General features: G+C 58.6%; 24 protein-coding genes. 11 read left to right on the top strand and 13 right to left on the bottom strand.

The genetic code is table 11. The features are described 5' to 3' along the window. Positions 1-223: 223 nt before the first annotated feature. The gene (locus tag AC4CWF_RS15490; RefSeq protein WP_491282529.1) at positions 224-1,531 is read right to left on the bottom strand and encodes an NAD(P)/FAD-dependent oxidoreductase; all 1,308 of its coding nucleotides are present in this window, start codon (positions 1,529-1,531) and stop codon (positions 224-226) included. A gap of 11 nt (positions 1,532-1,542) precedes the next feature. After that, entirely contained in the window at positions 1,543-2,790 is a 1,248-nt protein-coding gene (locus tag AC4CWF_RS15485; RefSeq protein WP_491282528.1) for an NAD(P)/FAD-dependent oxidoreductase, read from the bottom strand. A gap of 189 nt (positions 2,791-2,979) precedes the next feature. On the opposite strand from AC4CWF_RS15485, the gene glf reads away from it, so the two are divergent. The 3 genes from glf to AC4CWF_RS15470 all read left to right on the top strand — a co-directional run bounded on the left by glf (position 2,980) and on the right by AC4CWF_RS15470 (position 5,317). After that, positions 2,980-4,152 carry a UDP-galactopyranose mutase gene (gene glf / locus AC4CWF_RS15480; protein WP_491282527.1) on the top strand — a complete coding sequence of 391 codons (1,173 nt, stop codon included), beginning with the start codon at positions 2,980-2,982 and terminating at the stop codon, positions 4,150-4,152. A 103-nt stretch (positions 4,153-4,255) separates the two neighbouring features. Then, positions 4,256-5,080 carry a manganese catalase family protein gene (locus AC4CWF_RS15475; protein ID WP_491282526.1) on the top strand — a complete coding sequence of 275 codons (825 nt, stop codon included), beginning with the start codon at positions 4,256-4,258 and terminating at the stop codon, positions 5,078-5,080. 108 nt (positions 5,081-5,188) lie between these two features. Beyond that, entirely contained in the window at positions 5,189-5,317 is a 129-nt protein-coding gene (locus tag AC4CWF_RS15470; protein WP_491282525.1) for a hypothetical protein, read from the top strand. A 50-nt stretch (positions 5,318-5,367) separates the two neighbouring features. Here the strand turns inward: AC4CWF_RS15470 and AC4CWF_RS15465 are convergent, their stop codons facing one another. Then, entirely contained in the window at positions 5,368-5,889 is a 522-nt protein-coding gene (locus tag AC4CWF_RS15465) for a sigma-70 family RNA polymerase sigma factor (protein WP_491282524.1), read from the bottom strand. Positions 5,890-6,270: 381 nt separating this feature from the next. Between AC4CWF_RS15465 and AC4CWF_RS15460 the strand changes: the two genes are divergently transcribed. Then, on the top strand, positions 6,271-7,302 hold the full coding sequence (locus AC4CWF_RS15460) for a LacI family DNA-binding transcriptional regulator (protein ID WP_491282523.1): 1,032 nt from the start codon (positions 6,271-6,273) through the stop codon (positions 7,300-7,302). A gap of 132 nt (positions 7,303-7,434) precedes the next feature. Next, positions 7,435-7,776, top strand: coding sequence for a hypothetical protein (locus tag AC4CWF_RS15455; protein ID WP_491282522.1), 342 nt, complete (start codon positions 7,435-7,437; stop codon positions 7,774-7,776). Between the two features lie 219 nt (positions 7,777-7,995). Here the strand turns inward: AC4CWF_RS15455 and AC4CWF_RS15450 are convergent, their stop codons facing one another. From AC4CWF_RS15450 to AC4CWF_RS15435, 4 genes are all read right to left on the bottom strand, one after another. Further along, positions 7,996-8,220 carry a hypothetical protein gene (locus AC4CWF_RS15450; protein WP_491282521.1) on the bottom strand — a complete coding sequence of 75 codons (225 nt, stop codon included), beginning with the start codon at positions 8,218-8,220 and terminating at the stop codon, positions 7,996-7,998. Between the two features lie 45 nt (positions 8,221-8,265). Beyond that, on the bottom strand, positions 8,266-8,511 hold the full coding sequence (gene rpsU / locus AC4CWF_RS15445; protein WP_491282520.1) for a 30S ribosomal protein S21: 246 nt from the start codon (positions 8,509-8,511) through the stop codon (positions 8,266-8,268). A gap of 52 nt (positions 8,512-8,563) precedes the next feature. After that, a complete protein-coding gene (locus AC4CWF_RS15440) occupies positions 8,564-8,848 on the bottom strand; it encodes a cold-shock protein (RefSeq protein ID WP_491282519.1) in 285 nt (94 codons plus the stop codon). A 119-nt stretch (positions 8,849-8,967) separates the two neighbouring features. Next, on the bottom strand, positions 8,968-9,177 hold the full coding sequence (locus AC4CWF_RS15435) for a cold-shock protein (RefSeq protein ID WP_210103495.1): 210 nt from the start codon (positions 9,175-9,177) through the stop codon (positions 8,968-8,970). Positions 9,178-9,789: 612 nt separating this feature from the next. On the opposite strand from AC4CWF_RS15435, the gene AC4CWF_RS15430 reads away from it, so the two are divergent. Both AC4CWF_RS15430 and AC4CWF_RS15425 read left to right on the top strand, forming a co-directional pair. Then, a complete protein-coding gene (locus AC4CWF_RS15430) occupies positions 9,790-11,223 on the top strand; it encodes an aldehyde dehydrogenase family protein (protein ID WP_491282518.1) in 1,434 nt (477 codons plus the stop codon). Between the two features lie 130 nt (positions 11,224-11,353). Then, positions 11,354-11,638, top strand: a complete 285-nt coding sequence (locus tag AC4CWF_RS15425; RefSeq protein WP_491282517.1) for a hypothetical protein — start codon at positions 11,354-11,356, stop codon at positions 11,636-11,638. Positions 11,639-11,742: 104 nt separating this feature from the next. Here AC4CWF_RS15425 and AC4CWF_RS15420 read toward each other — a convergent pair whose 3' ends face one another. After that, positions 11,743-13,485 (bottom strand): MFS transporter, encoded by a 1,743-nt coding sequence (locus tag AC4CWF_RS15420; protein WP_491285424.1) that lies wholly within the window; start codon positions 13,483-13,485, stop codon positions 11,743-11,745. 640 nt (positions 13,486-14,125) lie between these two features. Between AC4CWF_RS15420 and AC4CWF_RS15415 the strand changes: the two genes are divergently transcribed. Then, a complete protein-coding gene (locus AC4CWF_RS15415) occupies positions 14,126-14,947 on the top strand; it encodes a bifunctional allantoicase/(S)-ureidoglycine aminohydrolase (RefSeq protein WP_491282516.1) in 822 nt (273 codons plus the stop codon). A gap of 199 nt (positions 14,948-15,146) precedes the next feature. Here AC4CWF_RS15415 and AC4CWF_RS15410 read toward each other — a convergent pair whose 3' ends face one another. The 5 genes from AC4CWF_RS15410 to AC4CWF_RS15390 form a co-directional block, all read right to left on the bottom strand. Then, positions 15,147-15,857 (bottom strand): hypothetical protein, encoded by a 711-nt coding sequence (locus AC4CWF_RS15410; RefSeq protein ID WP_491282515.1) that lies wholly within the window; start codon positions 15,855-15,857, stop codon positions 15,147-15,149. After that, a complete protein-coding gene (locus AC4CWF_RS15405) occupies positions 15,847-18,120 on the bottom strand; it encodes a polysaccharide biosynthesis tyrosine autokinase (protein WP_491282514.1) in 2,274 nt (757 codons plus the stop codon). The genes AC4CWF_RS15410 and AC4CWF_RS15405 overlap by 11 nt, the downstream gene beginning before the upstream one ends. Before the next feature lie 33 nt (positions 18,121-18,153). Then, positions 18,154-18,954 (bottom strand): hypothetical protein, encoded by an 801-nt coding sequence (locus AC4CWF_RS15400; protein ID WP_491282513.1) that lies wholly within the window; start codon positions 18,952-18,954, stop codon positions 18,154-18,156. 61 nt (positions 18,955-19,015) lie between these two features. After that, positions 19,016-20,191 (bottom strand): polysaccharide biosynthesis/export family protein, encoded by a 1,176-nt coding sequence (locus tag AC4CWF_RS15395; RefSeq protein ID WP_491282512.1) that lies wholly within the window; start codon positions 20,189-20,191, stop codon positions 19,016-19,018. A gap of 141 nt (positions 20,192-20,332) precedes the next feature. Further along, positions 20,333-21,796, bottom strand: coding sequence for an O-antigen ligase family protein (locus AC4CWF_RS15390; protein ID WP_491282511.1), 1,464 nt, complete (start codon positions 21,794-21,796; stop codon positions 20,333-20,335). 241 nt (positions 21,797-22,037) lie between these two features. Between AC4CWF_RS15390 and AC4CWF_RS15385 the strand changes: the two genes are divergently transcribed. From AC4CWF_RS15385 to AC4CWF_RS15375, 3 genes are all read left to right on the top strand, one after another. Further along, on the top strand, positions 22,038-22,676 hold the full coding sequence (locus AC4CWF_RS15385; protein WP_491282510.1) for a transglutaminase-like cysteine peptidase: 639 nt from the start codon (positions 22,038-22,040) through the stop codon (positions 22,674-22,676). Between the two features lie 214 nt (positions 22,677-22,890). Beyond that, on the top strand, positions 22,891-23,736 hold the full coding sequence (locus AC4CWF_RS15380) for a DUF6030 family protein (protein WP_491282509.1): 846 nt from the start codon (positions 22,891-22,893) through the stop codon (positions 23,734-23,736). A gap of 221 nt (positions 23,737-23,957) precedes the next feature. Next, complete coding sequence (locus AC4CWF_RS15375) at positions 23,958-24,737, top strand: metallophosphoesterase family protein (RefSeq protein WP_491285423.1); 780 nt, start codon at positions 23,958-23,960, stop codon at positions 24,735-24,737. The last annotated feature ends 88 nt before the right edge of the window (positions 24,738-24,825 follow it).

Below are 24,825 nucleotides of genomic sequence, written 5' to 3'. Positions count from 1 at the left end.
CACTATCCGAATACAGGAATTGACGGTCGCCGCGGCGGACGACCGTCATGCCTGACGCGCGACCGGTCATCTCCCGGCCGGTCGCGCACCCATACCCCATTGCCCTTATTTATGCAGCGCATCGGCCGGCGTGATGCAGGCATTCGATGCAGGTCATGAAAATCCCTCCCAAGGAATTGGCGGTCGCCGCGGCGGACGACCGTCATGTCTGAAGCGCGACCGGCTACCACCCCAGCCGGTCGCGCATCCCATACCACCAGGCGCCGAGCATCGTCAGCGGCACGCGAAATCTGCGGCCGCCGGGGAAGGGCAGGTTCGGCAGCGAACTCCAGATGTCGAAGCGCTCCGCATGGCCGGCCACCGCTTCGCCCAGAATTTTCCCCAGAAGATGCGTCGTCGTCACCCCATGGCCACTATCGCCATGCGAGAAATAGACGGTGGGTGAAAGCCGCCCGATATGGGGAATGCGCGTCAGCGTCAGCGCGAAATTTCCGCTCCAGGCAAAATCGATGCGTTTTCCCGCAAGCTGCGGAAAGGTCTTCAGCATATTGGGGCGGATGACGGCGGTGATATCCTTCGGGTCTCGCCCGCCATACCCGATGCCACCGCCATAGAGAATGCGGTTGTCGGCGGTGCGGCGGTAGTAGTCGAGAATGTAATTGGCATCCTCGACACAGTAATTTGCCGGCAGCAACGTTTCGGCCAGATCCGCATCCAGCGGTTCCGTGGTCAGCACCTGGCTTGAGACCGGCATCATGCGCGAGCTGATTTCCGGCAGTTGCGGGGGAAGATAGGCATTGCCGCAGACGAGCATATAACGCGCCGTCACTGAGCCGCCAGCCGTGCGAACGCGGTTGGGCGTGCCTTCTTCCAGTGCTGTCACGCGGGAGTTTTCAAAAATCTGTCCACCGAGCTTTTCCACGGCGGCGGCTTCGCCAAGCACCAGGTTCAGCGGATGAATGTGGCCGCCGAGACGATCGATCATGCCGCCGGCATACCGGTCGGTCTTCACATAATGGCCAACGTCCTGGCGCGAAACCATCTCGAGGCCGGGGTGGCCGTGGCGTTCCCAGTCGGCCTTGTGGGCCTCCATCTCGCGGATCTGCTTATCGGTAAAGGCTGCAAAAAAGCCGCCGTCGACGAGATCGCAGTCGATGGCGTATTTTTGCACCCGCTCTCGGATGATGGCCGCCCCCTCCAGCGACATTTCGCCGAGCTTCACGGCCTTTTGCGCGCCGTAACGCGCCGCAATCGTCTGCAGGTCGCGGCTGTAGCCGTTGACGATCTGGCCGCCATTGCGCCCGGAGGCGCCAAAGCCGATGCGTTCTGCCTCCAGCACGATCACCGAATAACCGCGCTCGCAAAGTTCGAGCGCTGCCGAGATACCGGAAAAACCTGCGCCGATCACGCAGACATCCGTCTCCCTGTCGCCGTCAAGCGCCGGGCGCACCCGTTTGTCGTTGGCACTTGCCGCATACCAGGAGGCCGTATGGCCGGGATTATCAGTCACTCCCCGCACTGCCTCAGGCATCGGAAATCTCCTTAGATGACAAACCGCTCGGGCCGGTAGGGCGTGGTATCGATGAAGGGCTTTTCGCCGCAAATCTGCTCGGCAATCACCCGGCCGGTCACTGGGCCAAGCGTCAGGCCGTGATGGGCATGGCCGAAGGCAAACCACAGGCCCTTGTGGCGCGGTGCCTTGCCGATGATGGGCATCATGTCCGGCGTGCAGGGGCGGGCGCCCATCCAGGGCTCCTTGTCCAACCGTTCGCCGAGCGGAAAGATGGTGCGGGCAACGGCTTCGGCGCGACCCAGTTGCACCGGCGTCTTCGGCGCGTCGCGAAGCGCAAATTCGGCGCCCGTCGTCAGCCTGATACCCTTGTCCATCGGCGCCAGGAAATAACCGCGCTCGGCATCCATGGTCCAGCCGTTCAGCACCTTGTTGTCGGAGAGGCCATAATGCATGTGGTAACCGCGCTTGACGCCGACAAGGAATTTATAGCCAAGCGGCTTCGTCACCGTGTCCGACCAGGGGCCGAGCGCGATCACCACATCCTTGCCCTCGACGGGGCCGTCATCGGTCAACACTGTCCAGCCGGTCGCGGTCTGCGCAAGGCTTGTCGCATCTCCCTTCACGAAACGTCCGCCGAGGCTTTCGAACAGTTTGACGTAAGCCAGCGTCAACGCGTGCGGATCGGTCACCGACCAGGGATCGACCCAGGTGAGGCCGCCAACGAAATCGCTGCTGAGATGCGGCTCCTTGGCGGCGAGTTCTGCGGCATCCAGAACCTTGAAGTCGAGACCGTATTCGCGCTTCAGGCGCTCTGCCTCGGCAACCTCGCCATCCTGCTTCGCGCGCGTGCGAAACGCCTGCGTCCAGCCGTCCTTGCGGATGAGGTTTTCAGCGCCGGAGGCTTCGATCAGGTCGTCATGTTCTGAAATCGAGTGTTCGATCAGTGTTGCATAGGAGCGGGCGATCACCTGATGGCGGCCGGTGTTGGAATGCCACCAGTAACGGCCGAGGAATTTTGCGACCGCCGGAAGCGCACCTAAATCATAACGCACGTCGATACGGTTATTCAGCGCCACCTTGAGGATCATGCCGATCTGCTGGGGAAAGGCGTAGGGCACCACGCCTTCGCGCTGGATGAGGCCGGCATTGCCGAACGAGGTTTCCTCGCCAGGGCCACGCCGGTCCACCAGCACCACGGATTTGCCGCGCCTTGCCAGATGAAGCGCCGTGGACACCCCGATGATCCCCGCGCCCAGAACGATTGCGTCCGCTGCCATAACTTGCCTTCGATGTGTCTCTTGATAGTGCCCGAACATGCCCCCCGCCACGCTGCGGCGCAAACGAAAAGTGCGCGCTGTGCACACTCTCGCAAGCGCCGCGAAAGCCTTGGTGGCTATCCAGTTCAGATTGCGGGGCATCGTCCTCCCGCGCTTTTAACAGCACCGTCCCCGGGGAGGGCATTGCCCGTGAGCTTTCGTGATTATGACCTGATTATCGTCGGTGCCGGTTTCTTTGGCGCCACTATTGCCGAACGCACGGCCAACGAGCTTGGCAAGCGGGTGCTGATCATCGATCGCCGCCACCATATCGGCGGCAACGCCTATAGCGAAAACGACCGCGAGACGGGCATCGAGGTGCATAAATACGGCGCCCACCTGTTTCACACCCCGAACAAGACCGTGTGGGATTATCTCCACCGCTTCACGACCTTCACCGATTACCGCCACCGGGTGTTCACCTCGCACAAGAACCAGGTTTATTCGATGCCGATCAATCTCGGCACGATCTGCCAGTTTTTCGGCAAGCAGCTGGATCCGGCTGGGGCCCGCGCGCTGATTGCACAGCAGGCCGCAGAACTCGGTGACCGCGCGCCAGAAAACCTCGAGGAAAAGGCGATCTCGCTGATCGGCCGCCCGCTCTACGAGGCCTTCATTCGCGGTTATACCGCCAAGCAGTGGCAGACCGATCCGCGCGAACTGCCGGAATCGATCATCACCCGGCTTCCGGTGCGCTACAATTTCGACAACCGCTATTTCAACGACCCCTATGAGGGCCTGCCCGTTGACGGCTACACAGCGATCTTCCAGCGCATGCTCGACAATCCGCTGATCGATATCCGGTTGAACACCGATTATTTTGCCGTGAAGAGCGAGATACCCGAGGGTAAGCCCGTGGTTTATACCGGTCCGATCGATCGTTATTTCGATTACCGCGCCGGTGAGCTGAAATGGCGCACCATCGATTTTGAGGAAGAGGTGGTGAAGACCGGCGATTTCCAGGGTGCGGCCGTGATGAACTACGCGGATGAGGACGTGCCGTTCACGCGCATCCTTGAATTCCGCCACTTCAACCCGGAACGCGCCTACCAGACGGAGAAGTCGGTGATCGTGCGCGAATATTCCCGCTCCGCCACCCGCGCCGACGAGCCGTATTATCCCATCGATACGATGCAGGACAAGCTGACCTATCTCGCCTATCGCAATCTTGCCGAGCAGGAGAAGGACGTGGTCTTCGGCGGCCGCCTTGGCACCTATCGTTATCTCGATATGCACCAGGCGATCGGAGCGGCGCTGAAAAGTTTCGAGGCAGACATTATTCCGCGCTTTTTTGCCCCGCAACAGCGGGTTCTGGCGGGCTGATTTCGACGCGCCGCATCGGGCGTCTCGATGCGGCGCATCAAAAAGGTGGAACATCTCTAACCGCGTCTTGTTGGGCTGACGAACCAACATGAAGGAGAGAGACATGTTTTATACCGACGGCAAACTTCAGTATCCTGTGCGCGTGGAAAAGGCCGATCCGCTGTTTGCCCGCGCGCTTCAGCAGGCGATTGGCGGCGTGGAAGGCGAAATCCGGGTTGCCATGCAGTATTTCTTCCAGGCCTGCGGTGCCCGCGGCAATCCCAAGTTCCGCGACATGCTGATGAACACGGCAACGGAAGAACTTGGCCATATCGAAATGCTCGCCACGGCGGTTGCGCTTAATCTGGAAGGCGCTTCGCTTTCGGAAAAAGAAGCGGTAGCGCAGGATCCGGTCTCCAGCATGGTGCTCGGCGGCATCAACATGAAGAACATCCTGTCGGCGGGGATGTCGGCCATGCCGGTCGATAGCGACGGTGTTCCCTTCGACATGTCTCACATCTATGCAAGCGGCAATATCGCGGCAGACATGACGGCCAATGTGGCTGCCGAATCCACCGGTCGTACACTTGCCGTGCGTCTTTATAACCTCACGAATGATCCCGGCATGAAGGACATGCTGTCTTTCCTGATCGCCCGCGACACCATGCACCAGAACCAGTGGCTGGCAGCGCTTGAGGAGCTTGGCGGCCACGAGGGTGTCTTCCCGATCCCCAACAGTTTTCCGCAGGAACAGGAAAAGCAGGACTTTTCCTATGCCTTCCTCGGCTTCCAGGCCGATGGCGTCGATCCGATTGCCGGCCGCTGGTCGGAAGGTGCCTCCATCGATGGCAAGGGCAAGTTCTCGGCCATGCCGATGAAACCGCTGGGCGAAAAGCCGAACCTTGGCACTGCCAAGCCGAAGAGCGGTGCTCAATCCGAGCAGATGTAAAAACCGACAGACGCGAGAGCCCGGTGCCGCAAACATATCGGCGCCGGGCTCTTGCATCCAAGCGCGGCATGTCACTTGCCGCGGTCTGCTGATCGTTGAGGTGACGTCATGAAGAAAAGCTGGATTGTGATTGCAGCGGTGATCTTGCTTGCCGCGATAGTGATTTTGGGTTCGCGGCCGTTTACGCAAACGGATAACGAGCCGGGACAGCCCAGCCCGCACGCGATCACGCAATAAGCGACCAGGTGCGCAGGAAAGACCTGAAAAACAGGGAAGGGGCCTGCTTTTCAGCCCAGCTGGTTTGCCAGTTGCGCCCGGGCGCGATTGACCCGGCTCTTGATCGTGCCGACAGGGCAGCCGCACCGTTCAGCCGCTGCTTCGTAGCTTTGCCCCTGGATGAGAATAATATCCACCGCATCGCGGTAATGTTTGGGAAGGTCGAGAAGGGCGCGGTGAAATTCATGGGCGCGCACCGTCCATTCCTGCGGGGCATTCACCGTCGGGCGTGCAGAGGCGCAATCGTCCAGCCCGATCACTTCGCGCTTGGACAGGCCGAACTTGGTGCAGAATGTGTTGCGTAGAATGGTGAACAGCCAGGATTTGAGGCTCGTTCCCTCCTGAAACTTATCGATATTGGCAAGTGCGCGCGTCAGCGTTTCCTGCACGAGATCGTCGACATTGCTGGGGCTGCGGTCCAGTCGACGCGCAAATGCCATCAGGGCCGGGATCAGCTCGATCATTTCGGCGCGAACGCGATCGCTGCCGGAAGACGGAGCGGGAGGAATGGTGTTCACAGGATTTGTCGACATCGGCGTGACTTCCCTCGCTGGGATCGATTTGAGGCAAACACAAGATCCCGGATTTTGGTTCCGTCCGACGGGTTAAAAACTGATAATTTATCTGATCAGCCGGCGATGGTGCGGCCGACCGGCAGGGAATGCTGACCACACCCGATAGTGCCCATCCCGGCAAGACTCCGCCGCCTTGACTTCGCGGTGATGCGCGGCATGCGCGGTTGATCTTGCGACACAGATCATATCAACCTTATTTTCTGTCATGCGGATGTTAGGCAGTGGCACTAGATGTCCTCAAGGTCCTGCACGCCCGTGCAGGGAAAGGGCGATACCGGGCGATCGGATTTGGCCTGCGCAAGGCCGGTCCTCTTACCCGCGTTGGACGGTGAAGTGGGAATGAAGAACGACAAGAGCGCGTCCAATCGCATGCGGTTCGTCAGTGCCGAACAGGTGGCGCTGCGGGCCGGGGTTTCCCGCTCGGCTGTATCTCGCACCTTCACGCCGGGCGCGAGCGTCTCGCCAGCCACCCGTGAAAAGGTGCTGCAGGCTGCCGAGGAACTCGGTTACCACGTCAACGACCTCGCCCGCGGGGTGCTGAACAACCAGAGCCGATTGATCGGCCTTGTCGCAACACGGCCGGAGATCGGCTTTCGCGCCCACCTGACGGCAGCGCTGGCCAAGCTTTTGATCCGCAGGGGCAGTGTGCCGATCCTCATCAATACCGGAGAAACGGAAGAGGACCTGCTTGCCGCGCAGAAAATCCTGATTGGCCACCGCGCCGAGGCAACCATCATCATTTCGGGCTCACCTCCGGCAAGTTTCTTCGAACTGGCCCGCCGCAACGGCCAGCCGGTGGTCATGATCGGGCGTTCGGAACTGGGGGCAGACCATGTCCGCGCCGGCAATTCCGAGGCCGCTCATGAGGCCGCCGCAGCCTTCATCGCGGCGGGGCGCCAGCGGTTTGCCTTTGCCGGATCAAATTCCCGCACGCCCGCCATTCTCGAGCGCGAAACGGGCTTCGTGGCCGCCGTTGAAGCGCATGGTTTTGCGGTGCGCGTGACGCGCGGTCGCGATTCCGATTATGAGAGCGGTGTCATCGCTGCACGACAGCTAATGGCCGACGGCGACGATATGCCGGATGCGGTCTTCTGTGCCAATGATCTCATCGCCTGCGGGTTTATGGACGTGCTGCGTCTGGAGGCAAGCCTGCGGGTGCCGGACGAGGTGGCGGTAATCGGGTTTGACGATGTCCCGGAAGCGTCCTGGCTGAACTACCGGCTGACCACGTTCCGGCAGGATCCCGATGTGATGGCGCAGCGCGCGGTTGATCTGCTGGAGCGGCGCGTCGCCTGTCCGGAGGGGGCGCCGGATGTCGAGCGCGTCATTCCCCAGATGGTGCTGCGGGACAGTTTTCGCCCGAACCCCTGAGCCTTCGCGGTCACCACCTGCTTGATCCGCAACCGTCACGGCCGAATGGCACGGCGTGAAGACGAGATGTGACCGGATTTTTGCGGAACGGTGCGCGGGCCAGATTGTTGACCGGTCAGAAGGAGAAATCCCATGAACCGTTCAATCATCACCAGCCTCATCGGCCTTGGTCTTTCGGCCGCCATCCTGACCAACCAACCGGCGCTTGCCCAGAACGCCGGCAGCCCGCCACCGCGCGAGACTTGCACGCTTCCACCCGGGCAGGCTCCCAACCCGCCGGGGCAACAGGGGGGCAAGACCGCCCGATCGCCACAAGGCAGTGCGCCAGATCTTGCCGATTGCAACGGCGTCCTGAAGGCGCCGTCGGTCGGAGACCATGACATGGTCGAACCGGCGCCTCCGGTTGGTCAAATGCCGGTGATCAAGCCGGGGGATCTGCCGCAGAACACGGCTCCGGGATCGGGCGGTGGCTGATCGCCGCACAGTTTGGCCGCCGGCGGAGCATTGCGTGCGCACTTGCCCGCAACGCGCCTGTCGAAGATTGGCGGGAGCTGACGGTCAGTCCTTTGCAGGAAGGCCGCGTCGCTGCCGACCCGAATTGGCAACATGATCAGGATATCTGCACCCAAACGCCAAAAGGCCGCTGCCTGGAAGGCGCGGCCTTTTGGAGAAGGTGCCATTGGCACGCAGTCGCTACTTCTTCGAAGCGGTCTTGCGGGCTTTGACAGGCTTCGGGGCGTCCTGCACAGTCTCTTCCGCTTCCTTGGCGAGCCGTGCCTGCTTCAAGCGTTCGGTTTTCTTGTCGCGTGCAACCGATTCGGCATCGATGATCGCACGGGCCGTGTGATCGGTCGTTTCTGCCTTTTCACGGGCAGATACCTTACCGGGCTTGAAGAAAACGTCTTTCGTTGCAGTCATCTTGGCTCCTCTCGCAAAAGGGTTACGGACGGTGCGGAGCGAAACTTAACGACGGCCGCGAACGGCTGCAACCTTCTTGGGCATCGGCAGCAGGCCTTCGCGCTGCATCTTCTTGCGCGCAAGCTTGCGCTGGCGGCGAATGGCTTCCGACTTTTCGCGGGCGCGCTTTTCCGACGGCTTTTCATAGGCGCTGCGCGCCTTCATTTCGCGAAACACGCCTTCGCGCTGCAACTTCTTCTTCAGCACGCGAAGTGCCTGGTCCACATTGTTGTCTCTTACCAGAACCTGCAAAACATCTCCTTTTGCACGGCCGCAAAGGCCACTGTGTGCATCTTTGGTGTGGTCACTTGCCGATCTTCATCGAGGCTGGATTGAGCCACGAATTACCCTTTGCGGGCGAGACGGCTTTTTCTTCTGTGGCAGAGCGCTTCGACCGCTCTGGGTCGATGTCGCCCTCAACGATCCGGCGGTCGAATGTCTCATTCTCGAACCGGATACGATACTGAGCGTGGCCATAGGCGGAGGGCATCACAGCCGATATGCGGCACGCATCTGTCCGCTCCTGCCTGGAGCCTGCTGCCGCCTTCAAGACAATCATGTCTCCGACGGAATAAGTCGGTCTGCTCATTGCGCATCTCCCGACGTGCTCAGGTAAAACAAAAAGGCCGGGCGTTAACCCGACCTCCTCAAGTCACTCAGCCAACTGACCGCCAGTACATCCGTGGTCGGCTATGGCGAATGACAATATTAAGCCGCCTGCAGGTTGTCGGCCGAGCTTTTGCCCGAACGCTTGTCCTGGACGATGTCGTAACGGATCTTCTGGCCATCGGCCAGGCCGCGCAGGCCGGAACGCTCAACAGCGGAGATGTGGACGAATACGTCCGCGCCGCCGTTGTCAGGCTGAATGAAGCCGAAGCCCTTGGTGCTGTTAAACCACTTTACGGTACCAGTGTTCATGACGATCTCCTTTGTCAATCGTAAGTTATCCCGACGCGAAAACCGCCGGGTGGATCGATGTTTTGAAAGGAAATCGACAGAGCGCCTTAGCTCTCGGACAAAGTCACAACCAAGTTCGATGAAGCGCAATGTATGCCAATTTCACGGAAATGCAACAGTTTTCGCGAAATAAAATTTCTTGCAGCGCAAAATATCCGCTGAAAATTTCGCGTTATCCCCTTGTTTATCGAGGCTTTACGGCAATCATTTTGTCGCCATGGCTCTGCCGTCGCTGTGGCCGCCATCGTTCTACAGAGGCCACAACCTGCGCTCCACATCAAGGGCGGGAAGCCGCCGCTTGGCGCTTCAGGGCTCATTTTCTCAGTCGTCATATATCTTTTGCCGGATGTATGATAAATAATATTGACGCCTGCGGGCATTGGCTCTTTATGCTTATCTTGGATCTGCGCGCGTCTGGTGATTGCAGGGCAGCTGTCGTCGTATGGTGCCGAACAATCCTTGCACGCGGGCCTTGCATGCGGGGCAGGTGGCAGGCCATTGTTTCATCATCCGGCGGCGATGTCCGCCGAACATTGTTTAAACGTAACGGCGAAAACGCCGAAGGGAGGCTTCATGACCATCCACCAGAACCTGATTGCCGGCGAATGGGTCGGCAGCCAGGCATCCGAAAACATCAATCCGTCCGATACCAAGGACGTCGTCGGTCTTTACGCGCAGGCGAGCGCCGAAGACGCCAAGGCTGCGATCGATGCAGCGCAGGCAGCGTTCCCGGCCTGGTCGCGCTCCGGCATTCTCGAGCGCCACGCCATCCTCAAGAAAACAGCCGATGAAATCCTTGCCCGCAAGGACGAGCTTGGCCGTCTTCTCGCGCGCGAAGAAGGAAAGACGCTGGCCGAAGGCATCGGCGAAACCATTCGCGCCGCGCAGATCTTTGATTTCTTCGCCGGCGAAGCGCTGCGCCTGACCGGCGAGATGGTACCATCCGCGCGCCCTAATATCGGTGTCGAAATCACCCGCGAGCCGCTTGGTGTCATCGGCATCATCACGCCCTGGAATTTCCCGATCGCTATCCCCGCCTGGAAGATCGCGCCGGCGCTTTGCTATGGCAATACTGTTGTGTTCAAGCCGGCCGATCTCGTGCCCGGCTGCTCCTGGGCCATCGTCGATATCCTGCACCGTGCCGGCCTGCCGAAGGGCGTGCTGAACCTCGTTATGGGTCGCGGTTCGGTCGTCGGTCAGGTGATCCTCGACAGCCCCAAGGTGAACGGCATCACCTTCACCGGCTCCACCGGCACGGGCAAGCGCGTCGCAATCGCCTCCGTCGAGCATAATCGCAAGTTCCAGCTGGAAATGGGCGGCAAGAACCCGATGGTCGTGCTCGATGATGCCGATCTCACGGTCGCCGTGGAAGCGGCTGCCAATTCCGGCTTCTTCTCCACCGGCCAGCGCTGCACGGCGTCTTCGCGCCTCATCGTGACGGAAGGCATCCACGACCGCTTTGTGGCAGCGCTCACCGAAAAGCTTCAGTCGCTCACCATCGACAACGCGCTGAAAGCCGGCACCCATATCGGCCCGGTCGTTGATGAAAAGCAGCTCAAGCAGGATACCGACTATATCGAGATCGGCCAGAAGGAAGGCGCCAAGCTTGCCTTTGGCGGGCAGGTTCTGGAGCGCGAAACCCCCGGTTTTTATCTGCAGCCGGCGCTGTTTACCGAAGCCACCAACCAGATGCGCATCGCGCGCGAAGAAATCTTTGGCCCCGTCGCCGCCGTCATCCGCGTCAAGGATTACGACGAGGCGCTGTCTGTTGCCAATGATACGCCGTTCGGCCTGTCTGCCGGCATTGCCACCACCAGCCTGAAGCATGCCACCCACTTCAAGCGCAATTCGGAAGCCGGCATGGTCATGGTCAACCTGCCGACTGCAGGCGTCGATTTCCACGTGCCGTTCGGCGGCCGCAAGGCCTCGTCCTTCGGTTCGCGCGAGCAGGGCAAATATGCCGCCGAGTTCTTCACCGTGGTAAAGACGGCCTATACGCTGGCCTGAGTCCCAACAATCTGCACGAGAAACTTCAGCCGGCGACGCGCAAGCCTCGCCGGCTTTTTCGTGCCACCCGCGCTTGTTCAGGAGCGCCGTTCATGCAACGGTGTCAGTGGGTTAGGAGGGGTGTTCCAGTATGATCGAGTTTCTTGTCTCGCAAATTATCGATCCGTTTCGGATCGGTCTGATTTTCTTTCTTCTCCTCACGGCGATAAGGACCCGCCGGGAGATGGGCATGCGGGCGCCTCTTGCCATGGGCGTTGTGTTCATCGCCATTCTGCTGCCGTTGACAACAGGTGCGACAGTGGATCCCGAGGGCAGTACGCGGCTCTTTTCCATTCTCTGCGGCATCGTCGCCAATGCCATCATCCTCGCGGTTTTCCTTGGCGGTTGGTTCGTGTGGGAAAGGCGCCGCAAGTAGGCTGCACATTTCAGCAAATGCCGTTTCGCAGGATCAATGCAGAAGGGCCGGGCATTTTCTGCCCGGCCCTTCGATTTTCTTAAAATGCGTTCAGGAGATCCCGCTCAATCGGAGAAGATGTCCTTCTTGTGGGTGTTCCCAGGCACCAGCAGCGCGCCGATGACCACGGTCGCACCGGCGATGATGATCGGATACCAGAGGCCGCCGTAGACGTTGCCTGACTGCGCCGAAATGGCGAAGGCGGTTGCCGGCATCAGGCCGCCGAACCAGCCATTGCCGATATGGTATGGCAGCGACAGGCCGGAATAGCGGATGCGGGTCGGGAAGAGTTCGACCAGCATGGCTGCAATCGGTCCGTAGACCATCGTTACCAGGATGATCAGATAGGTGAGGATCAGGACGACTGCGATCTTCTGACCGGTGAAGATGTCGAAGAAGTTCTGCGCCCGGGCAACCGTGGTGTTGGCTTCTGCCGACAACGGATAACCAACGCTGGTAAGTGCGGTTGTAACAGCCTTGTTAAAGCCGGCAGGTGCAGTCTTCAGGGCATCGCCGGTAAGCGTTGCGCTGTCATAGGAGGGAATGACGGTTTCGCCGATCTTGATCTGCGCCACCGTGGCTGCCGGATCTTCGACCGTCGAATAGTTCACCGAGCTGCGTGCGAGCGTCGCCTTGGCGATATCGCAGGACGAGGTGAACTTGGCCGTACCCGTCGGGTTGAACTGGAACGAGCAGTCATTCGGCGCTGCGGTGACGACGACCTGGCTCTGCTGTGCCGCATGCAGCGCAGGATTTGCCATTTCGGTCAGCAGCGGGAAGACGAACTTGTAGGTGAGGGCTGCAATCAGGCAACCGGCTAGAATGATCGGCTTGCGGCCGATACGGTCCGACAGGGCACCGAAGACCAGGAAGCCGCCAGTACCGAGGATGAGCGACCATGCCACCAGAACGTTGGCAGTGAAACTATCGACCTTGATAACATTCTGCAGGAAGAACAGCGCGTAGAACTGTCCGGAATACCAGACCACGGCCTGGCCAGCCACGAGGCCGAACAGGGCGATCAGCGCGATCTTGCCGTTCTTCCAGGTGCCGAAAGCTTCCCGCAGAGGTGCCTTGGAGGCCGCACCCTCTTCCTTCATCTTCTTGAAGGCAGGGGATTCGTTCATCTGCATGCGGATGTAAAGCGAGATGAGTAGCAGGAAGATCGAGCCGAGGAACGGAACGCGCCAGCCCCAGAGATCAAAGGCCTTGATCATCTTTGCCGTTCCGTCCGGGTTCATCACCGCAGCACCGGCCGCATCGAGAACCGGCGTCGCGCCCCAGTTGGCATTGACATAACCCTGCACGGCAAGGATCACCACCAGCGAGAGCAACAGCCCAAGCGTTGCCGTCGTCTGAATGAAGGCGGTAAAATAACCGCGCTGATTGGAAGGCGCATGTTCGGCCACATAGACCGCAGCACCGCCATATTCACCGCCAAGGGCAAGCCCCTGCAGCATGCGCAGCGCAATCAGGATGATCGGCGCGGCCGCCCCCCAGCTTGAGTAGCCAGGCAGAAGGCCGACGAGGAAGGTGGACAGACCCATGATCAGGATCGTCATCAGGAAGGTGTATTTGCGCCCGACGATATCGCCGAGCGCGCCGAAGACCAGCGCGCCGAACGGGCGTACGATAAAGCCCGCGGCAAAGGCCAGAAGGGCAAAGACGTTTCGCGTCGCTTCCGGAAACGACGTAAAGAACTGCGCGCCGATGATCGCCGCAAGTGAGCCGTAAAGATAAAAGTCGTACCACTCGAAGATCGTCCCCGCGGAGGAGGCCATGATGACCTTCCTCTCGTCAGCGGTCATGGGACGCGAACGATCCCTGACGTTCATATCCGTCGCTGCCATGTAATGCCTCCTCCAGTTTCCGGCCTCCCGGCCGGCCAAATTCGCTGATCCCATCGATCCGCACACGCCACATCCGTGCCGTATGCGCCGCGATCCGGTCCTCTCACCGGCCGCGGTTCAACGTTCCGCTTGCGCGGTTCGCCCCCTCATGACGCAGAGCCGACTTTCGCCGGATCCGTATTGCGTGTCCTGCCATCTACATCGCTCCGGCAGCACACGATGGAATGATATTTAGCATAGCGCGCATATACGGATCAGAACGACTTTGGTCTAAGACCGGGGTAGTGCCGGCGAAACTGCATAGAGCTTTTGCTGCGCATTGCGGGCACGGCTTCGGCCTCAAATTGCCGGCGTCCTCCGCACCGGCGACACTTGCCAGGATGACGGCGGCGCAAGCGTTGGCCGAAGGGTCTGACCCATGAGCTTCAATAGCCGCGTCTCTCTGCTGTTCCTGGTGGACAGATGACGGGAGCGCTCGTTCTCCACCGCCGTCCGGCCTATACGAGACTGCGTGTCTCATCTTGGCCTTGTCCTCACTTGGCGATATGACAGTTCCGGATGCCGCGCAGAAAACGGCAAAATGACGGGAACCGGTTTGATGGATACCAGACGATATTACGCGAACATGGGCGGCCTGCCGGGCCAGACGGAGCTTCTCTCCAGCAAAGCGGTGTTTACAACGGCCTATGCCGTCATTCCGCGCACCGTGATGACGGATATCGTTACCAGCCTGTTGCCGCACTGGACCGACAGCCGTGCCTGGATCATCGCGCGGCCAATGACCGGTTTTTCGGAGACGTTTGCACAGTATATCGTGGAAGTGGCGCCCGGCGGCGGAAGCGCGCAACCGGAGCCGAATTCTAAAGCGCAGGCGGCCATCTTCGTTGTCGAGGGACAAATGACCATCACGCTGGACGGAAAGCCGAATGCCTTGCGCGCCGGCTCCTTCGCCTATCTTCCGGCCGGAGCGCAATGGACGGTCGAAAACACCTCGGCAGCACCGGCCAAGTTTCATTGGGTGCGCAAGGTATTCCAGGCTGTTGAAGGACTTGATCTGCCGCCGGCCATCTTCTCCCACGAAAGCGAGCATGAGATCGCTCACATGCCCGATACCAACGGCGCCTGGGGCACGACGCGCTTCATCGATCCCTCCGACATTCGCTACGACATGCATCTCAACATCGTCACGTTTGAGCCGGGTGGCACCATTCCCTTCATGGAAACCCATGTGATGGAACACGGTCTCTATGTGTTGGAAGGCAAGGCCGTTTACCGCCTGAACACCGATTGGGTGGAAGTCGAAGCTGGCGATTTCATGTGGTTGCGCGCGTTTTGCCCACAGGCCTGTTATGCCAGCGGGCCCAGCCGTTTCCGTTACCTTCTGTACAAGGACGTCAATCGCCACGTGGACCTCTGGTAAGGCTGGTTAGCGCGCAAGCGTAATGGCCGCTGAGTTGGTTTTGAAAGCAAGGGCCGGACGAATGCCAGTTGTCCGGCTTGTTGCTCGGTTCCGTCAGGCGGGTGTTGCGACAGGTCTGAAGCCATGATCGTGCGGCAGCCATCAGGCCGTGGCCAACGAGCCAGCTCTGGATTTCTGTGCATTCACCGGTGACGAAGCGTCACTCGGGAGCAAAGACCTTCTCTGCTCCGGAGATCTTCAAAAGCATTTCCAGGCGTTCGGGTGGAAGAAGTGGCAATTGCGATTTGAGCACGTCAGCAAGCGGCGGGGGCAGATCCGAGAGCTGTTCGAACGCGGTGCGCGTTGGGGCATAATTGAGGAGGGTGCGGATATCGGCCTCGACATGGTCGTGCGCCAGATCCAGTACGGCACCGGATACACGCTTCCACTGGGTCATGCGCGCGGTCAGCGAGGCCATTTCTGAAGGCGCGTAGCTCTGCGAGTATCCGAGCAGCATGGCCTGCTCGGTTGCAGGACGCCCTAGAAACCATCGGGCAAAGGCCAGGCGTGCCCACAGAAAACCGTTTGTGGGCTGGCATTGCAGGCCCTTGACCGAGACTTCATCGATCCGCCTCAGCTTTTCGAGCCAAGCCTCGCGATTTTCGCGCGGGGTAATCCTGTCTGCCTGCCAAGTTAGAAGGTCGACAAGAGCAATAATGCCATCGTGATCGCACGAGGCAACAATGGCATCGGCCCTGCTTAAAGCGTCATCGACAGCGGGGGCCGACAATGGTTCCCCCGCATAGGCAAGCTTTCTCAGCTGCATGAGATCACGAAATTCCGCCGCGATCGGCAGAAACCGGATCTGCGAGAAATTGACCGCTATCAGAACCGCCGCCAATACGGCGGCAATGACAGTCTCACGTTTCATGATCAACATAATAGGAACTGTAACGCGAGCTGTAATAGTCCGATGATCCGTATTCGCGATAGAGCTTCAGCTTCTGGACGTCCACCTTGTTGAGAACGACGCCGAGTGTCCGTTCGGCAATTTGACGTTCCGAAGCCAGTGTCTGCTGGACGACCTTGCGCGACACGACACCCCATTCGACGACCATGATAAAGCCGTCTATCCGTGCCGCAATGGAACGTGCATCCACCACAGGCGCGAGCGGAGGAAGGTCAAGCACGACATAATCATACTCCGCAGACACCCGGCTCAGCAGCTGGTGCATCTGGGGAGATGCCAGCAGTTCCGATGAATGGGTAATCCGACGCTTGACCACGACAGGCAAAACATCCAGTCCCGAGGCTGCATCATGCAGGAGGACGGACGTATAGGGCAAACCTTCCGTCAGTACCTGGATCAGACCGGCCTGTGCATGCTGGCCGATTGCACGTGTGGTGCCAGGATTGCGCAGGTCCGTGTCGATCAACAGGGTTCTGCCGCTTTTTGCAAGTACCTGCGCCAGATTAAGAGCGATGGTGGATTTGCCTTCACCCGGGAGAGTGGAGACCAGGCCCACGATCTTGCTCGCCTTGGCGATGTTAAGATCAATGGCAATCTTGCAACTGCGAAGGGTCTCAGAAAAGGATGAGAGCGGATAATTCATCGCAAAGTTTGACACGCTGTTGCGGAAATGAACCTCCCGGTCAACGGGCGCAGTCACCGAAGTGTCTGTTTTCTTGACGATTGCCGGCGTGGCTCCAAGATATTCCACCCCGAGAATATCTCTGATCTGGTCCCCTGTGCGGAAGAAGCGGTCACGAAATTCGCGGAATGCTCCAATGCCGGCGCCGATCATCAAGCCGAAGAGAACTGAAATCGCGATGACCAATGGCTTGCGCGGGCTGCTGGGAGCAGCTGGTCCGACTGCTTTCGAAATGATACGTGCCTCGGTCACCGGGAAAGATTGCTGCTGAACAGCCTCCTGATAACGTTGCAGGAAGGTCTGGTAAAGGTTCTTATAGGCTTCCGAAGAGCGTTCCAATTCGCGCAACTGGACCTGCGTTTCGCTTGCGGTGACGCTGACACTTGTTGCCTTCACGACCCCTTCTGTGATGTTGCGTTCGCGAGAGCGTGCAACTTCCAGTTCGCTCTGATAGCTTTCCGCAATACGCTTCAGTTCATCAAACATCAATCGATTATATTCGGACATTTCCTGGCGCAGACGAACCGCCTGAACGTGGTCCGGGCCCAGTCTCCTTGTAATCTCCGACTCGAGTTTGGAGGCTTCAAGATACTTCTGGCGAAGTGTGTTGATTACGGAACTGTCCAGGGCGTCCGTCACGATGGCGTCCGTCTGTCCACTGGCGAGGATTTCCTGGATGCGGTCATAACGGGCTTGCGCACGAGCCGTGTCGGCGCGGGCAACAATCAAGGCACTGTTCAGTTCAGTCAGTTGCTGGTCCGACACGAGGCCATTGCCAGCCGTTACCAGACCATTGGCGGCCCTGAATTTCTGAACGGCAAGATCTGATGCCAGCGATTGCTGCCGCAACTCTTCTATTCGGTCCTGAAGCCACTCACCGGCACGCCTAGTCGCTTCGTATTTTGCATCGAGCTTGTCGTTGATGTATGATTCCGCAACTGCGTTTGCGATAGTCGCAGCCAAGCTCGGTGAAGGTGACGTAACCGCGATTTCCAGAACGTAGGCGCGACCGACGCGCTGAATGGCAAGGTTATCCTGAAGGCGCGACAGAGCCGACCGCCGCTTTGCTTCGGCAGGATCTATAAATTCGCCGCTGGACTTGGAAGATAGCCCGATGGAAGCAAGAAGTGCCTTTACGCTCGATGTCGCTGTTCCCACGAGCGAGCCGCCGGAAGACATGAATTGCGCATTATCCTGAAGCTTCAGGCGATCAACCGTCGCCAAACCGATGGTGTCGGATTTCAACAGCTCGACCTGGCTCAGCACCGATGCCTCGTCGTCGAGCACGCCACCGATCGTGGATAATTGCTGCACAACCTCGCTGTTGCCGCGGTCGATGAGAACGCTTGTCGAGGCCGTGTAGAGCGGGACGGCAGTCAGCAAATACACGACACCCACAGCCAACATGAGAACGACAGCTGCGGCAACAACAACCCACTGCCGCCGAGCAATCGCCAGCAGTTGGTCGATGTTTATTTCCTTGGCAAACGAATCACCCTGACCGGCATCTTGGTTGGTGACGAAAACAGGGTGCTGGTTCACCGGGCAATCCTAATCATGAAGAAAGTTGACGTATTATCCGTTGGTGGTCGGGCTTACGGAGGTCCCGCCACCACCATTGTTGTTGCTGCCCGACGAGCTTCCTCCGCCTGCACCGGAAAACGTACCGGATCCGCTGCTTGTCGTTGTCGTGGTCGACGCCGTCTGTCCGCCGCCGCCCGTCTGCCCCCCGGCCGCATCACCGCCAGCACCCGCATCACCACCAAGTGTGCCAGTGAGGCCACCTGCGGCCGCAGTGTCCGCTCCCGCAATGGCGCCAGGAGCCGGGGCCGCTGTTGGAGTTTCAGCCGTCTGCGTCTCGGTAGCCGCATTGACCTGCGCAGCAGCCGATGCCAACTGCGTGCTGGAGGCAACGGCAACCTGAATCTGGGCTGCGGCGGCCTGATTTTGATTGGCGGCCAATGCTGCGGTCGCCAAATTTGTGCCCGTTACCAACGCTGCTGCTTGCGCTGGGCTTGCGGTAAGCGCCGCCGCCTGAAGTGCAGTCAGGGTTTCGGTCAATTTTGCCTCTGCCGTCGCTGCAAGCAAGAGGGATGCAACGAGCGCTGCCAGTTCCTCCTCCGGCAGGGTCAGAATGCTCTGCGGATTGGCCAGGAACGCCGCCAGCTGTTCGGCAGAAGCCGGCGCTACCGGAGCCTGTTGTGGCGCCGGCGCCTGCTGCTGAGCCGGCGCCGGCTGCTGTGCTGGAGTCTGTGCAGTTGCATTTCCAGCAATCAACATCGCCAGGCCGGAAACGATGATCTGAGATTTCTTCAATATAGTGCCCATGAGAGCGATCCTCTTCGAACGTATCCGGATACTGAAGAATACATCCATCAGCAGCCTGGTTGACTATAAAACTTCAATTGCCTCTGGCTAGAGCCAATTGGTTTTTTCGTTAATTGCGAATGTTGTCACGCGTATCGACGATATTGGACACTGAAGACGTAGCAGAGTTCAAAATTGTCAGGAACTTGGTCAACTCGACAGCGTCAGACGTGGACACGTATAGCACATCTTTATTCTGCATGGGAAATTTCTGCACTGCGAAGAAACCTGAGGGATCTCTGAGGTTTGCCCGGAAGATCACCGGAACTTCTTCGGATTTGAAGCGGGCCGTATCAACACCAAGTTTAGTCAGAAAACTCTTGTTGACGGTGCGATACAGAAGAACGGATTGCGGTTCTGCCTTGTCATCCAGCAATCCGCCTGCCTTGGCAAGCCCATCACCCAGCATCAGGTTTGAATCTTCGAAATCAAAGCTTCCACTCTGGCCGGTAACACCAAATGCGAGAAATGTCCTTTTCTCGCGCCGTACGAGAATAGTGTCGCCGGGCTGAACATAGATGTTTTCGGCGGAATTACGCGCCAGTGTATTATAGGCAACTTCGGCCTGCCTGCCACGGCGCTGAAGCGAGATGGACGTCTCAGCGGCTGGGGCGCTGAGGCCGCCGGCTTCCGAGATGACATCCAGCACACGCTCGCCCGCAGGGCTGAGCGTGATCTTCTTCGGCGAATTCACGTCGCCGAGGACAGAAGCCTCCATCGAGCGGCTTTCGCTTACGGAGATTACGACCTGTGGCTCAATGGCGCGATTGGCCAATCGGCTGGCAATTTCGATCTGCACGTCATGGACAGGCTTTCCGGCGGCACGAACGGTGCCAGCGTATGGAACCGTCAAGTTTCCCTGACGATCGACGGTCTGGCTTGGCAGGGTGATGTAATTGCCGGGCCTTGCTCCCGCATCGGCCGGAATGAACAAGCCGCCAGCCTGGGCTTCAAAAACAGACACCTGCACGACGTCACCAACGCCAAGCACAATATCAGGGACGCCGTCGCGAGACGCCCCAAAACCTCCGCGAAGACTACCTTCAGCGGCGGTTGAGATGTGATCGAGAACCGCCTTGTTGATATCCACGAGAGCATAATCAATGCCGACCTTCTGGTCGCCAGTGCCCACCGTTACCGAAGCGTTGGTGCCAACCACACGCTGGTCCGGCCCTGACCGGGGCAACGACGTGCAGCTTGCAAGCAAACCCGCCATTGCAATCGATAAAATACGATTTACCATCATCCCCATTATTTCCCACCGCGTCATTGAGAGGTTGTTTATACTAAATATCGGATATTCCAGTCGCGCCAGAATTTTTTATTGCGGCGCACTATTTTACAGGTAACTTGAATATGCATGTAGCAAATAAACAACAAAATTTGGTTAATTTTTCATTTTAACCGTCGTTCTGCGACCATAGCTCACGGCGATCGAAAGTCCTATAAACAAAACCCACCATACTGAAAAGCCCGGTATCTGCATCGAAAAATCCGTGGCTGAGTGTATCAAGACAAGAATAGTCGCGGATGCTGCCCCGACAACTATAAGCCGCTTGCTGCGGCGGCGGTTGATTCCAGTCCAGAATGAAAAGGTTATGGTCGCCAAGAAAACTGTCGCCAGCAACACAAACGGCAGCCCTAAGGCCAAGATTCCGTCCAGATAGAAATTGTGGGCCATTGGCCAGTAACCGGCAAGACCGCAGGCGGCATCCCGGTAGGCCGGAAAGACAGCCGGAAATGCGCCGCTGCCGATGCCAACGAGGGCATGGTCCCGGATCGCGGACAGTATGCCCGGCATGACGCAAAGGCGCCCGTCTTCCAGCCCCTGCACTTGCGCTCTCAACAGAACTCGGCCGGCGAAAAAGCCGATGACCAGAACCGATAAGGCGGCAAGAGCCGCCGCTTGAAGGACGCGCCGCCAGGAGGCTGGTGCGCGAACCGTCGGGAGGGTGCCACCGGAAGGCATCTGGAATCGAAAGAAGGCGCTGGCACCGATCTGGCATGTAAGCGCCAGCGCGGTGGCCAGGACACCCCCGCGTGATTGTGTCAGCACGAGAGCCGAAAGCGTGATGAGCCCGAGCAGAAGCCAAAGGGCTGCATTGATCGGCGTCCACCCGTCGCGTCGATAAAAGACGTCGCTACCGGGTATCAGCCGGACCTTTATGCCCCTGAAACGGGAAATCATCGCGACAAGTGTCACGCCGTAGAAGGTGGCGGCCGTATTGCGGTTGACGAAGGGAGCGGTAAGAGAGCCCAGGTAGTACTGCTTTTCGGCAAGCATCAATGACTTGGGAAATGCAACGAACTGGATGAGTGAGAAGGCCGCCATCAAGCCACCCGCCGCACAAAAAACCGTCATGGCACGTTCGATTTCCCCCTCCTGCCGAAAGAGCAGCAAGACACACAACAACGCCATAGCTGGCAGGCTGATCGGGCCAAGGGCCCAAAGTGTGTCGGCTGGCGCAGGCGATATGGAGTGCGATGCCGCAATTCCCGCCTCCTGGAGAACTCGCCATGCGGCATTGCCTGGGATCCCTGCCGGCAGCGGCATCGACTGCATTATGGTCCAGACCACCACCGATGCCCAGATCGATAGAACAATCAGAAAGAACGTACGGGTGGGTGCGGCAATGCCAAGAGTGAAATAGGCAATCACGAGACAAAGCGACATCAGCAAGGTGCTGATGGTCAAGGCTTCCGGATAAACAGCTCCATGCGACAGATAAACCGTGCAGAGCGACGATAGAAACAAACCGATGGAAAGGTTTCGCAGCCAACGGGCCACGATGCTGTAATCGGTGCTCTCGGCCGAGGGCGTCGCACGTTTCTTTGGAAGATTCTGCTGCATCGCCAATGCTCTCTTCAACCTGCCACTGGCCTGCCTGTGCAGAATATAAGTGAACGCGATATTGCTGCTAGCATAAATAACACTGCATCAAAATACAAAATGCTACTTTTCAGCCACTTTTCAGCCAAAATCCCGCGAGGCGGGCGCAAGCGGTACAGCACCATAAAATGCGTCACGTCTAAAATTTGAACTTTCCACTTAAGCGCCCATCATTTTTCCCCGCCTAGAACGGAGGCACGAGGTGCAGACGCAGGTTTGCATCTCTTTGCAACGAGGTCTGGCGATGAAGAAGCTTATGCTGGCAGCCTTTGCTGCCGTTATCTTTGCGGGAAACGTGTCTTCCTCTTGGGCAGTCGGCCCCGCCGGATTGGCCGCTCCTGCGCCCAAAGGATCCCTGCGCATTCCAGCGACAAAGCCAACGCTTGCTCCCTATGCATTTGTCAGCTTCTGCGTCGCGCATGGTGAAGAATGTCGGGACGACAATCGCGCCGATACTTTGGTGCTGACGCCCTTGCTGCTGCGCGAGCTGAGGCGGGTCAACTTCCAGGTCAACCGGGACATCAAGCCAGAAAATGACGTTGCTGGACACGATGAGTGGAGCATCAATGTCCAAAGAGGTGACTGTGAGGATTACGTGCTCACCAAACGCAGCAGGCTGGTGAAGCTCGGATGGCCAGCGAACAAGCTGCGCGTTGCCGTGACCGTGACACCCAACAACAATGGGCATGCGGTTCTGGTTGTCAGCACCGATAGCGGTGATCTTGTGCTCGATAACCGCAGCAACGACATTCGCAACTGGCGCGACACAGACCTCCGCTGGCTGAAAATCCAGTCGGATACAAATCCCCTGTTCTGGAATGACCTTACCAACAACGGTTGAGCGGCATAGAGGGCCATGCCCCTTTGGCCGTGCCTCCGGTGTTACAGCGCGAATTCGATCAGGATCCGGCACAGGCTCAGGCCTTTCAGAAAAGTGCCTGTCCTTCGCGTCGAACGACAGGCACGCTTGATCTGATAGATATAGTCGGGTTTTTCGCAGATGATGAAGGTTTGACTTGACCATCGATCAATGCTGATACACCTGAAGAACACCTGTGGTGTTTCCGATTGAATGTCTGTTTGATATGTCCGATGGCAGCAGCCAAGAAGCTTCGGTTCTTCCGCCGCGGCCGCCCAAGCGCCGCGGCCTCGCCATCTGGTTGAGCCTGGTGATCGGCGTCACGCTTGCTGTCGTTCTCCTTGCCAATGATGGGCGAAATCTCAAAATTGTGATGCATCGTCTTGGGATCGATTACTCGACAAGAACAGCCGATGCGCCGAAGCGGGATCTGCCCAAAACGGGAGTGAGGTCAGCAAGATTATGGCCATTTCGCCCGCCGGCTGGATTGGTGCATGACATGATCGTGCCGTTTCAATTGCCGGATCAGCGATGCCTTGACCTTGCTGTTACGGCTCAGGAACCGCCGCAGTTTACCACGGAAAATGATGGCATATGGCAATGTGTCATGTTCTGGAAAGCGTCTGAGGAGCCGGAAGCCCCGTCGATATTCCTCCAGATCCGTGGCGATGCACACGGAGATATCATTGCGTGGCGCGCCAAGTTCAGCAAGTCAGGGTCGGACGGCACCGAAATTGCCAGCGAGGGCTTGCAGATGTTGAGGAAGGCGCTGCAATCCCTTGCGCTGAGTGAGGAAATTTTCGCCGCTCTCGACACGAAAATAAGAGACTGGCAGCCATTCTATTATTACATGGGGACCCAGAGACTAAGCTTTCGTCCCGAATTCAGCGATCCCAGCCGCTTCAATCTGCTGGCGCAGCGCGGCGGGCTTCGGGCCTATGTGCCGCCGCCACTTTCGGCCCTCCGGTTTCGAGCAGGTGGTAATGTCGAGAAACCCGGCGTGCTCTCGTCAAAGTCCGGGCGGCTCGGGCAAGGGCCATGATATGCAGCAGGCGATGAAAATGACGTGTTTGCGGTGGAGCAAATGGTTGCCGTTGGCTTGCTTCTCTGGTTTCAATCGCTTCTGAAGCGCCAAGTTGGGAGATGGCTGCATAAGAACTGCCAAAGTTGATCGCTGTTCTGCTAAAACAGGTGGCGATGGACTTCGAGGAAAAGTCTGACTTGGGATTGGATAGCAGGTGACGTTTGAATTTCGTTCGTAAAATGGTGGATTGGCTGAATGCGCGTGGAGACGTTGCAAGGCCTATCAGTTCTCGTTCGCGGATCGATCTCGGTCACAGATCTCCAGGCTACGCGGTCTATGCTATCGGAGATGTCCACGGTTGCCTGAAGGAACTACAGGATGCAGAGGCGCGGATCGCCGCCGATATGGCTGCCAGCAACCTGCCGGGCCTTGTCGTTTTGCTGGGGGATTATGTCGACCGTGGGCCGGACTCGTCTGCGGTTCTCGCCCATCTGGCGAAACCGAGCGCGCGTGGCCTGCGCCGGCTGGCCCTGTGCGGCAATCATGACGAGATGTTCCTGAAGTTCATCGAGGACCCTCGGTCCGTGCCGACATGGCTGGAGTTCGGCGGGCGCGAAACATTGATGTCCTATGGCATCGATATCGAACTTATCCAGAAGCGCGACAGGATCGACATGGTGGCACTGAAGCGGCTTCTGGATGAATCCGTTCCGGCTTTTCATGTCGATTTCCTGCGCAACATGCCCACCACGCTTCGGCTGGGGGACCATCTGTTCGTTCACGCGGGGATAAGGCCCGGTCTGGCCCTTGAGGAGCAGAGTGATGAAGATCTTTTGTGGATCCGCGAACCGTTTATCTCACGCGGACCGGAGCAGCCGCTGATCGTCGTTCACGGTCACACGCCGGTCATGGAGCCGGAATTCGGCATTAGCCGTATCGGCATCGACACCTGTGCCTATGCAACGGGCCGGCTGTCGGTTCTAAAGCTGTTTCAGGGCGAAACGAGCCTGATCGAATAATCAATTGCTTGAGTCGCCAGGGCGCTCTTTTGTGCCCTGGCGGTGATCGTGGTTTTGGCCGGTGCAGCGCCGTGTTTGAAAGACCACG

The sequence above is a fragment of the Neorhizobium sp. PAMB6630 genome (assembly GCF_058242775.1).
This window is presented reverse-complemented; position numbering and strand designations above follow the sequence as displayed.

Excerpts from the sequence above, each read along its gene's own strand:
- AC4CWF_RS15450 (WP_491282521.1), bottom strand. The coding sequence starts at position 8,220 with ATGACTGCAACGAAAGACGTTTTCTTCAAGCCCGGTAAGGTATCTGCC.
- AC4CWF_RS15430 (WP_491282518.1), top strand. The coding sequence starts at position 9,790 with ATGACCATCCACCAGAACCTGATTGCCGGCGAATGGGTCGGCAGCCAG.
- AC4CWF_RS15470 (WP_491282525.1), top strand. The coding sequence starts at position 5,189 with ATGAAGAAAAGCTGGATTGTGATTGCAGCGGTGATCTTGCTTGCCGCG.
- AC4CWF_RS15485 (WP_491282528.1), bottom strand. The coding sequence starts at position 2,790 with ATGGCAGCGGACGCAATCGTTCTGGGCGCGGGGATCATCGGGGTGTCC.
- AC4CWF_RS15440 (WP_491282519.1), bottom strand. The coding sequence starts at position 8,848 with ATGAGCAGACCGACTTATTCCGTCGGAGACATGATTGTCTTGAAGGCG.
- AC4CWF_RS15375 (WP_491285423.1), top strand. The coding sequence starts at position 23,958 with ATGGTGGATTGGCTGAATGCGCGTGGAGACGTTGCAAGGCCTATCAGT.
- AC4CWF_RS15460 (WP_491282523.1), top strand. The coding sequence starts at position 6,271 with ATGAAGAACGACAAGAGCGCGTCCAATCGCATGCGGTTCGTCAGTGCC.
- AC4CWF_RS15490 (WP_491282529.1), bottom strand. The coding sequence starts at position 1,531 with ATGCCTGAGGCAGTGCGGGGAGTGACTGATAATCCCGGCCATACGGCC.
- AC4CWF_RS15410 (WP_491282515.1), bottom strand. The coding sequence starts at position 15,857 with ATGAAACGTGAGACTGTCATTGCCGCCGTATTGGCGGCGGTTCTGATA.
- AC4CWF_RS15425 (WP_491282517.1), top strand. The coding sequence starts at position 11,354 with ATGATCGAGTTTCTTGTCTCGCAAATTATCGATCCGTTTCGGATCGGT.
- AC4CWF_RS15455 (WP_491282522.1), top strand. The coding sequence starts at position 7,435 with ATGAACCGTTCAATCATCACCAGCCTCATCGGCCTTGGTCTTTCGGCC.
- AC4CWF_RS15390 (WP_491282511.1), bottom strand. The coding sequence starts at position 21,796 with ATGCAGCAGAATCTTCCAAAGAAACGTGCGACGCCCTCGGCCGAGAGC.
- AC4CWF_RS15475 (WP_491282526.1), top strand. The coding sequence starts at position 4,256 with ATGTTTTATACCGACGGCAAACTTCAGTATCCTGTGCGCGTGGAAAAG.
- AC4CWF_RS15400 (WP_491282513.1), bottom strand. The coding sequence starts at position 18,954 with ATGGATGTATTCTTCAGTATCCGGATACGTTCGAAGAGGATCGCTCTC.
- AC4CWF_RS15435 (WP_210103495.1), bottom strand. The coding sequence starts at position 9,177 with ATGAACACTGGTACCGTAAAGTGGTTTAACAGCACCAAGGGCTTCGGC.
- AC4CWF_RS15420 (WP_491285424.1), bottom strand. The coding sequence starts at position 13,485 with ATGACCGCTGACGAGAGGAAGGTCATCATGGCCTCCTCCGCGGGGACG.
- AC4CWF_RS15415 (WP_491282516.1), top strand. The coding sequence starts at position 14,126 with ATGGATACCAGACGATATTACGCGAACATGGGCGGCCTGCCGGGCCAG.
- AC4CWF_RS15465 (WP_491282524.1), bottom strand. The coding sequence starts at position 5,889 with ATGTCGACAAATCCTGTGAACACCATTCCTCCCGCTCCGTCTTCCGGC.
- AC4CWF_RS15395 (WP_491282512.1), bottom strand. The coding sequence starts at position 20,191 with ATGATGGTAAATCGTATTTTATCGATTGCAATGGCGGGTTTGCTTGCA.